Below are 12,689 nucleotides of genomic sequence, written 5' to 3' on the forward strand. Positions count from 1 at the left end.
TGGAATTGAGCAACACGTACTGTAACAATGAGCGAACAACATCCACAATACGGAGACACTCCCATGCGCCCTCTTTTCACGTCCGCGATCGGCCTGGCCGTCGCCCTGCTGCTGTGCGCCGATGCGTCGGCCCAGATCGGCAAACGCTTTCCGTCCGAGCGCAAGCTCGTCAAGGACCCGGTCACCGGCACGATGCTCACCTTCCTGACCAGCAAACCGCACGGCGACTCGAAGATTTACCCGACCCACCCGCAATGGACGTCCGACGGCAAGTGGCTCGTGTTCCGCTCGGCCCTTGCCGGCAGCGAGGCGCTGGCGGTCAACGAGCAGACGGGCGACCTGGTCCAGGTGACCGAAGGCGGCTACACCGGCATGCTGAACCTGGCGCGAAAATCGATGAAGCTGTACTACATGCGCAAGGCCGATACCGGGCTGCAGATCGTCGAGACCGACCTCGCGCGGGTGCTGGCCGACAGCGCCAGCAAGCGCATGCAGCCGGCGGCCACGTACCAGCGCGTGGTCTCGAACCTGCCAGCCGAACTGGAAGCAGGCGGCGACCTCGCGCTCGATGCCGACGAAGAGTGGGTCTACTTCAAGGTTGGCCCCGGCCAGGCCGCCAAGCACCTCGCGCCGGGCACGAAGATTGAAGCGGCGTTCGGCCCCCGCCAGATGGGCGCCGGCCCGCAGGGCATCGCGCGCCTGAACGTGCGCACGGGCGAAGTCAAACACGTGGTCTCGGTGCCGTTCCAGGTCGGCCACATCCAGGCCAACCTGTGGAACCCGGGCGAGATCGTATTCTGCTGGGAGACCGGCGGCAAGTCGCCGCAGCGCACCTGGACCGTGCGCGCCGACGGTACCGGCCTGCGTCCGCTGTACCCGGAAGCGTCGTATGAATGGGTCACGCACGAAGCGGTGATCTCGAAGGACGAAGTGGCGATGGCCATCATGGGCCACCGTGCCATTCCGGGCGCGGCCGCCGCGGTCGCCGGCCCCGCCACCAGCGTCGGCGGCGCCAACCCCGGCCAGGACGATGGCTGGGGCGTCACCGGTACCCGCGAGAAGCCGACCGGCCTGGCGATCGTCAACCTGCGCACGCGCCAGATGCAGATTGTCGGCCAGACCGAATCGGGCAGCGGCCTGTGGCACGTGCATGGGTCGAGTGACGGGCGCTTTGCCGTCGGCGACGATTTCAGCCGCAGCGTCTACCTGATCGACCGCCGCAACCGCGAGATGATGATGCTGACCACCGGCCACAAGACAACGGCCGCCGACCATCCGCACCCGACCTTCAATGCCGACGGCACCCGCATCCAGATCCAGTCCGCCATGCTGGCCGAAGACGGCCGCTCGATGAATATCGTGGTGGTGCCGGTGCCGGACGCCTGGCTCAAACGCGGCGCGCCGGCGCGCTGATCGAAAGGACGACGCGATGCTTGCATCCAGAAGAACCACGCTGCACGCGATTGGCGCCGGCATACTGGCGGCCGCCATCCCGCTGCATGGCCGCGCGGCCGCGCCCACCGTGCTGCCCCTGTGGCCCGAGGGCGTTCCGGGCATGCGCGCCGGCCTCGGGCCCGAAAAGACGGAGAGCGGCCGTGTCAGCCAGGTAATCGATCCGGACCTCACGGTCTACCTGCCGGCGGTCGACCGCCCGAACGGTACGGCCGTGATCGTCTGCCCCGGCGGCGGCTACGAGCGCTTGTCGATTGACCGTGAAGGCGAGCAGACCGCGCGCTGGCTCACCACGCTCGGCATCACCGCCTTTGTGCTCAAGTACCGCATGCGCGACTTCGGCCACCCGGCGCCGCTGCAGGACGTACTGCGCGCCGTGCGCCTGGTGCGCTCGGAGGCGGCGCGCTTCGGGGTGCGGCCGGACCGGATCGGGGTGATGGGCAGTTCGGCTGGCGGCCACCTGGCCGCGAGCGCTGGCACGCTGTTCGACCATCCGTTGGGCCGCACCGGCGCGGTGCTCGACCGCGTCAGCGCGCGGCCCGACTTTTTGATACTGATGTACCCGGTGATCACGATGGAAGGCCCCGCCGTGCACGCGGGTTCGCGCAAGGCGCTGCTGGGCGCCACGCGCAGCCCGGCCGACATTGAGCTGATGTCGCTCGAACGCCAGGTGACCGCGCGCACGCCGCCCACCCTGCTGATCCACACCCAGGCCGACCAGGCGGTGCCGGTCGAGAACAGCATCCTGTTCTACCAGGCGCTCACGCGCGCCAAGGTGCCCGCCGAGATGCTGCTGTTCGAGCAGGGTTCGCACGGCATGGGCATGCGCGATGGACTGGGCACCGCGTCGCTGTGGCCGCGCCGGGCCGAGGAATGGCTGCGTGCGCGCGGGTTGCTCGATCGCGGCGGCTGACTGGCGCTGCCCGTCAAGCCAGGTGACGGGGAGGTTTGACATTTAAACTCGGACACTTCCGTGGTGCGTTCACTGAGGTATTGATCAATCGCCTTTTTTTTGCTGAGCTGGTTTCTGAATGACAGACATGATCCTGCTCTCTTGACCCTGACCGCTCGTGTTACCCTGCTCGCTTACGACTCTGCCCGCTTGCGTCGTTTCATCAGGTAACGCTAAAAAACGTGTCCGAAATTTCGTTTCATGAAGCAACCATCCGCAATATCCATTCATTTGATCGGACAATCACCATTGTTGTTGATGATGCCACCGTGGAGTCTGTGAAAAGCGCAGTCCGGATCGAGCTTCACGACGTTACGCGCATTGACCGCGATGGGGTGTTGACCGATTCGCTCAGGATGGAAAAAGAAGAAGGAGAAGTTCTTTCGCTGTCCATGAACTCGACTGGTCTCGATCTGGTTGTAGAGTGGCATGACTTTTCACCTCTTGTATCCGAGGCCAGGGCGTATGAAGTGCAGTGTCGCGAGATCTCTCTTCACAAACACGGCGCGGCTCCTCAAACACCCTGAGTAGCCGCACCACATGCATCGGCGGATACGGTTTTCGAGCACATTTTGAAACGTTCACGATGCGGCTCGGTACTCCCTCCAGAGGTCATATGCAGCTTCTCGATGCGATTTTTCTTGTCGGACAGATGCCGGAGAACTCCGTGATCTACACGCGCGAACCATTCCACCTGAGCAATAAGGCGAAGATCGTCCAGTTTGGAGAGGACGACACGGTCGTGCGGCACGACAAGGAAGAAGGGTTTGTCTATTTTCTCGAAGCTGAACTTGTAACTGAGTTGCTGGAGGTGATTGCCTCGAAGCGAAGCTCTAGAGAGACAAAGGCTGAATTCGTGTGTCACTACGCGACTTGGGATGCATATCCTGCCTGGGCTTCCGATCTTGACGATGCGTGAAGTCCATCGTCCGCCTGGGGTCAATCCGCCAGACTGACATGAACGACCGACTTCGGCCAGCTCTGCAAAAGTAGTGCAATGCATGCGTTTCTTTGCAAGCGCATCAAGACCTTGAGTCAACCGTCAAAAAATCTCGTTTCCGCAGCGTGCGGATCGCGATGGGGCGCTGCGTGACTGCTGTCTAAGCCGCCACTTCAGTCAAACAACGCAAATCCACAGCGTCGATTGTGCGATTTCTTCCGGAAGTTTTGGCACGGTAGAGGGCCTGGTCAGCACGTAAAAGCAACTCCGAAATCTGCTTGTCGGACGAACTTCGCGTTACCAGGCCGGCGCTGTACGTCATCTGATGCCCGAGTGCCTCAAACACCGTATCAGCCAGACGAGCGCGCAGTCGTTGATCGAAGTTCGTCACGCCATTTTGCTCGCCTGCCATCAGCACACAGAACTCTTCTCCTCCGTACCGGCAGATCAGGTCACCGGAAAGGCAGGCCTCCTGCATCAGTTTGGCAAACAACTGCAGCGCGCGGTCGCCGGCATCATGCCCACGCGTGTCGTTGATTTGCTTGAAGTGGTCAATATCCATGATCAAAACACTGAGTGGACGATCGTCGACATTGCTACTTGCAAGCTTTGCGTTTGCCAATGCAAGCCATGCTCGCCTGTTGAGAACACCAGTTAAACCATCCGTCGTCGCCAGCCGCTCGAGTGCCTGGGCTGCCTGCTCGCGATATGCCAGCAGCATGCCGATCATGAGCAACACGACCGTGCAGTTGCCCGCGAACGCGAAAGCCACGTTGATTGGATGCGGTGTGAGAAAAGCAGGAAAATCAGCAGGATAAAACGCCCCGAGCACTGCGCGGCAAGCGGTGACCAAGCCCTGGATAGTGAGTCCAACGATTGGGAGCCAGCGCCAGCGCGCACTGGTGGCATGCGGCTTTTTCAGCAGGGTGACAACGATGAATGCCATCTGAAAGGCGAGCAGCCCGTTGGCCCAACCTACGCGGAAAGCATAGTTGGCAAAACCCGCTGCGTAGCCGACTGTCAAAAATATCGCCAGAACCGCAGGGGTTTTGTCGATGGCCTTGCGACCAGCCCACAGTTCGAACGCGGCCGCGCTACAGGCGAAGCTGCCGGAAATGCATGCCATCGACAGGGTCGACAATATGATGTCGGGAATGCTGTACGGCGCAACTGCACCTGATGCAAGCAATAGCGACCATCCGCAAGCTTGTAAGCCTGCGCTGACTTGCGCGAGCCTGGCCGCCCTGTCGGCCCCGTCCATGACGGCAAACAGCGCTAACGCCATGGTCACCATGGTGAGCGTCATGGCAACCAGTATTGAAGCGATATCAAAGGACATGACAGGTGTCCGGAATGAGCAGACGGAACGTCATGTTGACTGTCGCTTTGTTGAATTTCGATAATGTAGCCGAATATTTCTTGCAAGTAAAGCAAGTTCCCTCAGGAAATCTCGCGAGCAGTCGTGAACGCCAGCTTCGGTTCGTAAGCAGCCGGTTCCATCAAGATGCCTGACGCCGTCGATGGCGTGACATCCCGACGGATGTTCCAGACACTCACGCCAGATGAAACACCTGGGTCAGCGGCCATTCCTTCGGCCGGTTGCCCGGCTCGACTTCCATCAGGTCGGCCATGTAGTCCCACCATTTGCGCATCACCGGATGCTGTGGCAGCGGGCCCAGGTCGTGGCCCGGGTGCAGCTTCATCACGGCGAACAGGTCGAGCGTCGCCTCGTCGAGGAAGATCGCATAGTCGTGGATGCCGGCGCCGCCCAGCAGTTCGGCCAGCTCGGGCCAGATCTCATCGTGCCGGCGGCGGTATTCGGCTTCGTTGCCGGCCTTGAGTTTCATGCGGAAGGCGCGCGTGGCGTGGCTGCTCATGGGTCTTGCTGCTCCTGCTGGTTAGTCGTAAAGAAGATCGGCGCCCGCAGGCGCCGATGGGTGGATCAGACGATGCCGCTGCTGCTGGCGCCCGGCTTGACGGGCCGCAGGCCCGCGACGCGGTCGCGGTAGCCGCTGGCGCGGTAGCACGCTACCGGGTCGGCGGCGGCGCCCAGGCGCACGCGCGCCATCGCCAGGATCGGGCTGACGTCGGTGCGGAAGGCGCGCTTGAGCGTCTGCGCCGCTTCGAGTACATCGTTCTGCTCCTGCAGGCCGGCCAGTGCGGCGCGGTCGACCAGGGCCGACTGCACGAAGGCGCGCTGGACTTCGACGGCGCTGCTCATCAGGCTTTCGATCGGATCGGTCACATTGTGCGACTGGTCCAGCATATAGGCCGGATTGAAGGCGTCGCCTCCGCGTTTGGCGGCGTCGGCCAGCTCGTTAAATACCAGGAACAGCTGGAACGGGTTGATCGAACCGGAATCGAGGTCGTCGTCGCCGTACTTGCTGTCATTGAAGTGAAAGCCCCCCAGCTTGCCGAATTGCGCCAGGCGCGCCACGATCATCTCGATGTTCGTGTTCGGCGCGTGGTGGCCCAGGTCGACCAGACACTTGGCCTTCGGCCCCAGCTCGGTGGCGCAGGCGAAGCTCGTACCCCAGTCGGCGATGGTGGTTGCGTAGAACGCCGGCTCGAACAGCTTGTGCTCGATGAAGACGTTCCAGTCCGACGGCAGCGCGGCGTAGATCTCGCGCATGCTGTCCAGGTAGCGCTCGAGCGCGCCGCGCAGATTGTGCTGGCCCGGGAAGTTGGCGCCGTCGCCGACCCAGACCGTCAGCGCCTTCGAGCCGATCGCCTGGCCGACCTCGATGCAGTCGATATTGTGGGCGATGGCCTGGGCGCGCACGGCGGCGCTGTTGGACGTCAGGCTGCCGAATTTATAGGTCTGGTCCTGGCCCTGCTGATCCTGGAAGGTGTTGGAATTGACCGCGTCGAACACGAGGCCCAGCGCGCGCGCCGTCTCGCGCAGTTCGGCGGTGTCGGTCGGCTTGTCCCATGGGAAGTGCGGCGACACGCTCGGCGTGGCGCGGGTCAGCTGGTGGATCACGGCGCAGTCTTCGAGCTTTTCGAACACATTGCGTGGCTCGCCCCGGCCCGGGAAGCGGGCAAAGCGCGTGCCGCCGGTGCCGGCGCCCCAGCTGGGCACCGCCACGGCGAAGGTCTGCGCCAGCGCCGTCAGTTGTTCGATGTCCACGCCGCGGCGCGAAAGCATGCCGCCCAAAGCGTCATAGTCGGCCTGCAGTTGTGCGTGGTGCTTCGCGTTCTGGTCCGCGACCAGGCCGGCGTCGATTACGCTCGTCATACTTGTCTCCTTGAGGCCGGCGGGCGTACCCGCCGATTGCCGGTGATGTGCCCGCCAAGGGCCGCATCCCGGCATGTTGTGATTTTATCTATCTTAACTTATCGGGTGAAGGCGGCGGCGTTTCCGGCGTCGACGTTCAGGATGTTGCCGGTGCTCTTGCCCGATTTGTCGCTGGCGAAGAAGTAGACGGCTTCCGCGATATCCTCCGGCAGCACGGCCAGTTTCAGCATGCTGCGCTTGCGGTAGAACTCCTCGACATCGTCGGCCTCGATCTTGTTGGAGGCGGCGCGTTCTTCCTTCCACTTGCCGTCCCAGATGCGCGAGCCGCGGATCACGGCGTCCGGATTGACCACGTTAACGCGGATGCCGTATTCGGCGCCTTCCAGCGCCACGCAGCGCGCCAGGTGCAGCTCGGCGGCCTTGGCGGTGCAATAGGCCGAGGCGCCGGCCGACGCCACCAGGCCGTTCTTGCTGCCGACGAAGATCATGCTGCCGCCCAGGCCCTGCTGCTTCATGATGCGGAAGGCGGCGCGGCTGGCCAGGAAGTAACCGGTGACGAGGATGTCCTGGTTGCGCTTCCAGATCTCGAGCGTCGTTTCGTCCAGTGGCGCGGCCGAGGCGATGCCGGCGTTCGAGACCAGGAGGTCGATGCCGCCGAACCGCAGCGACGCTGCTTCGAGGATGCCGGCCACGTCGTCTTCGCTCGTGATGTTGGCGCGCACGATGCCGACGCTGTCCTTGCCGCCGACCTTGACCAGGTCGCGCCCCGCCTGTTCGAGCGCCTCCGGATCGATATCGGTCAGCATTACGCACGCGCCTTCCTGCAGCAGTTGGCGGGCGACTGCCTGGCCGATGCCCCCGGCGCCGCCCGTGACCAAAGCGATGCGCCCGGCCAGGCTTTTCGGCTTGGGCATGCGCTGCAGCTTGGCTTCCTCGAGCAGCCAGTACTCGATGTCGAACGCTTCCTGCTCCGGCAGGCCGACGTAGGTGTCGACGCCATTCGCGCCGCGCATCACGTTGATCGCGTTGACATAGAATTCGCCGGCGATGCGCGCGGTGGCCTTGTCCTTGGCGAAGGCCAGCATGCCCACGCCCGGGATCAGGTAGATGATCGGGTTGGCGTCACGGACCTTCGGGCTGGTGCTGCGCTTGCAGCGCTCGTAGTAGGCGGTGTAGTCGGCGCGGTAGTCGACCAGCGCCTGGTCCAGGCTCGCGGCCAGGCGGTCGAAGTCGGGCGCGGCCGGATCGAAGTCCAGCACCAGCGGGCGGATCTTGGTACGCAGGAAGTGATCGGGACACGAGGTGCCCAGGGCCGCAAGCGGCGCCAGGTCGGCACTGGTGACAAATTCGAGCACCGCGTCGCTGTCGTCGAAATGGCCCAGCTTGAATTCGTCCTTGCTGATCTTGCCGCGCAGGAGCGGCATCAGGCGGGCGGCCAGTGCGGCGCGCTCGGCTGGCGGCAAGACCTGCTTGGCCTGGCCGCCGAACACCGGCTGCTGGATATTCGCCGCCAGCCAATCCTCGGCGCGCTTGATGACCGCCAGGGTCGTTTCGTAGCACGATTCGGAAGTGTCGCCCCAGGTGAACAGGCCGTGGCCTTCCAGGATCAGGCCCTTCAACTGCGGGTTTGCCTGCGACACGGCCTCGAGCTTCAGGCCCAGGTCGTAACCCGGGCGCTGCCATGGCAGCCAGCCCAGTTCGCCTTCGAAGATTTTTGCGGTCAGCTCCTTGCTGTTCTTGCAGGCGGCGATGGCAATGCACGCGTCCGGGTGCATGTGGTCGACGTGGCGGTGCGCGATGTAAGCGTGCAGCGGGGTGTCGATGCTGGCTGCGCGCGGGTTCAGGTTGAACGTGCAGTGCGGCAGGTAGGCGACCATTTCGTCTTCGTTCTCGAGACCCCGATAACGGTTCTTGAGCGCGTGCAGCTTGCTCATGTAGAGCGTCGAGAAGCCGTCGAGCTTGATGCTGCCCAGATCGCCGCCCGAGCCCTTCACCCACAGCACCTCGACCTGCTCGCCCGACAGCGGGTCGACCATGTCGATCTTGGCCGACGTGTTGCCGCCGCCAAAATTGGTAATCCGCAGGTCGGAACCCAGCAGGTTGGACCGGTACAGCAGCAGTTCCGGCTCGCTCAGCGTGGCAGCGACGCTGGCATCCCAGCGCGAGGTGATCGGTTCACGCTGGTTCATTTCGCTCAAAGCGCCCATCAATTTCTCCTAGTTGATTGTTTTGTCATCGACCGATGATCGATGCGTCTCTTCCATGTCCTGCATTCCAGTACTGCGGCCGGCCTGCCTTGCGCAATACGGCGTCGGCAGACAGTAGAAATCAGTGGCCACCGGGGTGTCAACGACGAAGCAATCAACTTGCTGAGCAAGTGCGAATCACTCACGAACGTGATTGGATTGCGCGTTTGTGCAGCGCAACGTGCGCAAATAATCAATCAATTGATCATTGGATGATTGACCTTATTGCATCTTGAAATTACTCTTTTCCAACAAACCGCGATTTGGGCTGAAAAAGAGGCCCGAACGACGGGTTCCACGCCGCACAAAAATACAGACGGCATAAGGAGGAGACAAAATGGTGAATCACAAACGCCGCAAGCGTTTGCTGAAACTGCTTGCCGAGCATCAGACGGTAACGGTCCAGCAGCTTGTTGAATGGCTCAATGCGTCCCCGGCAACGGTCCGGCGCGATATCAGCTGGCTGGCTGGCCGCAACCTGCTCACGCGCAGTCGTGGCGGGGCCGAGAACCTGCTGCCCAGGACACGCCAGTTCCCGCTCACGAGCGAAACGTTCCAGAACAATATCCAGTGCTTCGCATCACGCAAGCGCGCCATCGCCCGCCATGCGGCCGGCATGTGCACCGACGGCGAGACGATCATCATCAACGGTGGCACCACCACCTTCATGATGGCCGAGTTCCTCACCGATAAGCAGCTCAAGATCCTCACCAACTCGTTCCTGATGGCCGAGCGCCTGCTGGTGTCGAGTGAGAACGAGATCATCGTCCCGGGCGGACGCGTGTACCGCGAACAGAACGTCATCCTGTCGCCGTTCGACAATGACATCACCCAGCACCACTATGCCGGCAAGATGTTCATGAGCGTGTATGGCCTGTCGCTGCTGGGCCTGATGGAAGCCGACCCGATGCTGATCCAGGCCGAGAAGCGCCTGATCAGCCAGACCGAGGAACTGATCGTACTGGCCGACAGCTCGAAGTTCGCGCGCAAGGCCGGCCTGATCCTGTGCGGACTGGACCGCGTGTCCACCGTCATCACCGATACCGACGCGTCCGACAAGGCCGTGCAGCTGCTCGAGCAGTATGGCGTGAAGGTGGTCACGGTCGAACCCGACGGCGAAGCGCTGGCGCTGCGCGCCTCGCGCTTCAATCCCCAATACGACATGCAGTCCGCCGCCCTGATGGAGATTTCCCATTGAAGATCAAACAGCTCCTGCTCGCCGCAGCAGCGGTCGGCGTGTTTGCCGGCCTGGCCGGCTGCGCCGACAAGAAGACCGACCAGCAGCCTGAAAAGACCCGCATCGCGATGGTCGTGAAAAGTCTCGGCAATGGCTTCTTCGACGCCGCCCACCAGGGCGCGAAGGATGCCGCCACCGAAATCGGTGGCGTCGAAATCATCTACACCGGCCCGACGACGCCCAGCGCCGAAGGCCAGATCGAGATCATCAATTCCCTGATCAGCCAGAAGGTCGACGCGATCGTGATCTCGGCCAACGACCCCAACGCCCTGATGCCGATCACCAAAAAGGCGATGCAGCGCGGGATCAAGGTGATCTCGTTCGACAGCGCGGTGGCCCCGGGCGGGCGCCAGATGCAGCTGAATCCATCCAACGCGCAGCTGATCGGCGAGAAGCAGATCGAAATGGCCTCGGCCGAACTGCAAGGCAAGGGCGAGCTCGCGATCCTGTCGGCGTCGGCACAGGCGACCAACCAGAACCTCTGGATCGGCGTGATGAAGAAAACGCTTGAGAAGCCCGAGTACGCCGGCCTGAAGCTCGTGGCCACCGTGTATGGCGACGACCAGTCGGACAAGAGCTACCGCGAAGCCATCGGCCTGCTGCGCAGTCACCCGAACCTGAAGGCGATCATCGCCCCGACCACCGTCGGCATCGTCGCGGCCAGCAAGGCCGTCGCTGATGAAGGCCTGGTCGGCAAGGTATTCGTCACGGGCCTCGGCCTGCCGTCCGAGATGGCCGGCCACGTCAAGAGCGGTGCGGTGCGCGAGTTCGCGATCTGGAATCCGATCGACCTCGGATATGCCGCCACGTATGCGGCGCACCAGTTCGTGACTGGCAAGGCCACGTCCGGCGCAGGTGCCAGCGTTTCAGTCGGCCGTCTCGGCGCCGTAACGCTGGACGCCAACGGCGAAGCCGACCTCGGTGCGCCGCTCACGTACAACGCCGGCAACGTCGACAAGTTCGCCAAGCTGTTCTGACCCGGCCCGCCCGCCGCGCGCATATCGCGCGGCGCCCCTCATCTGTTTTGCGACACCGAATGCCAGTGACCCAACTGACAAGCCCTCCCCTGCGCCCGACTGACGGCGCACACGATGCAGCAGCTCGCCCTGGCGCGTCCCTCACGCCAGTTTTGCAGCTGACCGGCATCACCAAGCGCTTCAACGGCGTGTGCGCGCTCAATGGCGTGCGCCTGTCCATCCGCCCCGGCGAAGTCATGGCCCTGATCGGCGAGAACGGAGCCGGCAAGTCGACCCTGGTCAAGACGCTGACCGGCATCCACCGGCCCGACGAAGGCGCCATCCTGCTCGACGGGAAGGCCGTGGCCTTCGGCAGCCCGCAGGAAGCGATGGCCGCCGGGATCACCGCCGTGCACCAGGAAACCGTGATGTTCGACGAACTGACCGTCGCCGAGAACATCTATGTCGGCCGCCATCCGACGCGCGGCGTCAGCGGGCGCATCGACTGGGCTGGCATCGAGGCCGCAGCCGAGCAGCTGTTCGCCCGCCTGGAAGTGGCGCTGCCGGTGCGCGCCCGCGTGCGCGACCTGTCGGTGGCCCAGCGCCACTTCGTCGAGATCGCGCGCGCGCTGTCACAGGATGCACGCGTGGTGATCATGGACGAGCCGACTGCCGCGCTGTCGCAGCGCGAAATTCGCGAGCTGTACCGCATCATCGGGCAGCTGCGCGCCAGCGGCACCGCCGTCATCTTCATCTCGCACAAGTTCGACGAGATCTTCGAAGTGGCCGACTGCTACACGGTGCTGCGCGACGGCCAGTTCGTCGCCGAAGGGCGCCTTGCCGACATCAGCGAACCCGAACTGGTGGCGCTGATGGTGGGCCGCGCCGTGCACCAGGCGTATCCGAAAGCCGACGTGGCGCTCGGCGCGCCGCTGCTGGAAGTGGAAGGCCTGTGCCATCCGACCGAATTTCGCGACGTGAGCTTCACCTTGCGCAAGGGCGAGATCCTGGGCTTTTATGGCCTGGTGGGCGCCGGCCGCTCGGAAGTGATGCAGGCGCTGTTCGGCTTGACCACGCAGGTGAGCGGCGCCGTGCGCCTCGAGGGCAAGCCGGCCGTGTTTCGCACGCCCGGCGAAGCGATTGCGAGCGGCCTGGCCTATGTGCCGGAAGACCGCCAGCACCATGGCGCGCATCTGACGCTGCCGATCATGCATAACATCACCCTGCCGATCCTGTCGACATTCGGCTTCTTCCCGCGCGCCCGCGCCGAGGCGGCGCTGGCCCGGCGCTTTGCCGAACAGCTCGAACTGAAGGCCGCCTTCCTGACCCAGCACGTCGCCGAACTCTCGGGCGGCAACCAGCAGAAGGTGGTGCTCGGCAAATGGCTGGCCACCGCCCCCAAGGTCATCATCCTCGACGAGCCGACCAAGGGCATCGACATCGGCTCCAAGGCCGCCGTGCACCGCTTCGTGAGCGAACTGGTCGAGCGCGGCCTGTCCGTGATCCTGGTCTCGTCCGAACTGCCCGAAGTGCTTGGACTGGCCGACCGGGTGGTCGTGATGCGCCAGGGCCGCGTGGTGCGCGAATTCACGCGCGCCGAGGCCACGCCTGAAACCGTGGTCGCGGCGGCGTCCGGGGTAGACCTAGGATTGGAGGCGGCAGCATGAG

Annotated in this window: 11 protein-coding genes; 7 read left to right on the top strand and 4 right to left on the bottom strand. The window is 63.6% G+C overall.

What is annotated here, in order from left to right; genetic code table 11:
• The first annotated feature begins 63 nt into the window (after positions 1 to 63).
• From AC56LV_RS06930 to AC56LV_RS06945, 4 genes are all read left to right on the top strand, one after another.
• Positions 64 to 1,413 (top strand): TolB-like translocation protein, encoded by a 1,350-nt coding sequence (locus tag AC56LV_RS06930; protein ID WP_499556639.1) that lies wholly within the window; start codon positions 64 to 66, stop codon positions 1,411 to 1,413.
• A gap of 16 nt (positions 1,414 to 1,429) precedes the next feature.
• Positions 1,430 to 2,365, top strand: a complete 936-nt coding sequence (locus AC56LV_RS06935; RefSeq protein ID WP_499556640.1) for an alpha/beta hydrolase — start codon at positions 1,430 to 1,432, stop codon at positions 2,363 to 2,365.
• Positions 2,366 to 2,586: 221 nt separating this feature from the next.
• On the top strand, positions 2,587 to 2,931 hold the full coding sequence (locus AC56LV_RS06940) for a hypothetical protein (RefSeq protein WP_499556641.1): 345 nt from the start codon (positions 2,587 to 2,589) through the stop codon (positions 2,929 to 2,931).
• A gap of 89 nt (positions 2,932 to 3,020) precedes the next feature.
• Positions 3,021 to 3,323 (top strand): hypothetical protein, encoded by a 303-nt coding sequence (locus AC56LV_RS06945; RefSeq protein ID WP_499556642.1) that lies wholly within the window; start codon positions 3,021 to 3,023, stop codon positions 3,321 to 3,323.
• 181 nt (positions 3,324 to 3,504) lie between these two features.
• Here the strand turns inward: AC56LV_RS06945 and AC56LV_RS06950 are convergent, their stop codons facing one another.
• The 4 genes from AC56LV_RS06950 to AC56LV_RS06965 form a co-directional block, all read right to left on the bottom strand.
• A complete protein-coding gene (locus tag AC56LV_RS06950) occupies positions 3,505 to 4,683 on the bottom strand; it encodes a GGDEF domain-containing protein (RefSeq protein WP_499556643.1) in 1,179 nt (392 codons plus the stop codon).
• A 214-nt stretch (positions 4,684 to 4,897) separates the two neighbouring features.
• On the bottom strand, positions 4,898 to 5,221 hold the full coding sequence (locus AC56LV_RS06955) for an L-rhamnose mutarotase (RefSeq protein WP_499556644.1): 324 nt from the start codon (positions 5,219 to 5,221) through the stop codon (positions 4,898 to 4,900).
• A gap of 65 nt (positions 5,222 to 5,286) precedes the next feature.
• Complete coding sequence (gene rhaI, locus AC56LV_RS06960) at positions 5,287 to 6,582, bottom strand: L-rhamnose catabolism isomerase (protein WP_499556645.1); 1,296 nt, start codon at positions 6,580 to 6,582, stop codon at positions 5,287 to 5,289.
• Between the two features lie 98 nt (positions 6,583 to 6,680).
• Positions 6,681 to 8,789 carry a bifunctional rhamnulose-1-phosphate aldolase/short-chain dehydrogenase gene (locus AC56LV_RS06965; protein WP_499556646.1) on the bottom strand — a complete coding sequence of 703 codons (2,109 nt, stop codon included), beginning with the start codon at positions 8,787 to 8,789 and terminating at the stop codon, positions 6,681 to 6,683.
• 376 nt (positions 8,790 to 9,165) lie between these two features.
• Here AC56LV_RS06965 and AC56LV_RS06970 point away from each other — a divergent pair, with 376 nt between their 5' ends.
• Genes AC56LV_RS06970 through AC56LV_RS06980 form a run of 3 tightly spaced genes read left to right on the top strand, consistent with a single transcriptional unit; the run spans position 9,166 to position 12,688 of the window.
• Positions 9,166 to 10,026 carry a DeoR/GlpR family DNA-binding transcription regulator gene (locus tag AC56LV_RS06970; RefSeq protein WP_499556647.1) on the top strand — a complete coding sequence of 287 codons (861 nt, stop codon included), beginning with the start codon at positions 9,166 to 9,168 and terminating at the stop codon, positions 10,024 to 10,026.
• Entirely contained in the window at positions 10,023 to 11,042 is a 1,020-nt protein-coding gene (gene rhaS / locus AC56LV_RS06975) for a rhamnose ABC transporter substrate-binding protein (protein ID WP_499556648.1), read from the top strand. The genes AC56LV_RS06970 and rhaS overlap by 4 nt, the downstream gene beginning before the upstream one ends.
• 59 nt (positions 11,043 to 11,101) lie before the next feature.
• A complete protein-coding gene (locus AC56LV_RS06980) occupies positions 11,102 to 12,688 on the top strand; it encodes a sugar ABC transporter ATP-binding protein (protein ID WP_499556649.1) in 1,587 nt (528 codons plus the stop codon).
• Position 12,689: the final 1 nt, after the last annotated feature.

This window comes from Telluria sp. RB2R28, assembly GCF_059685835.1.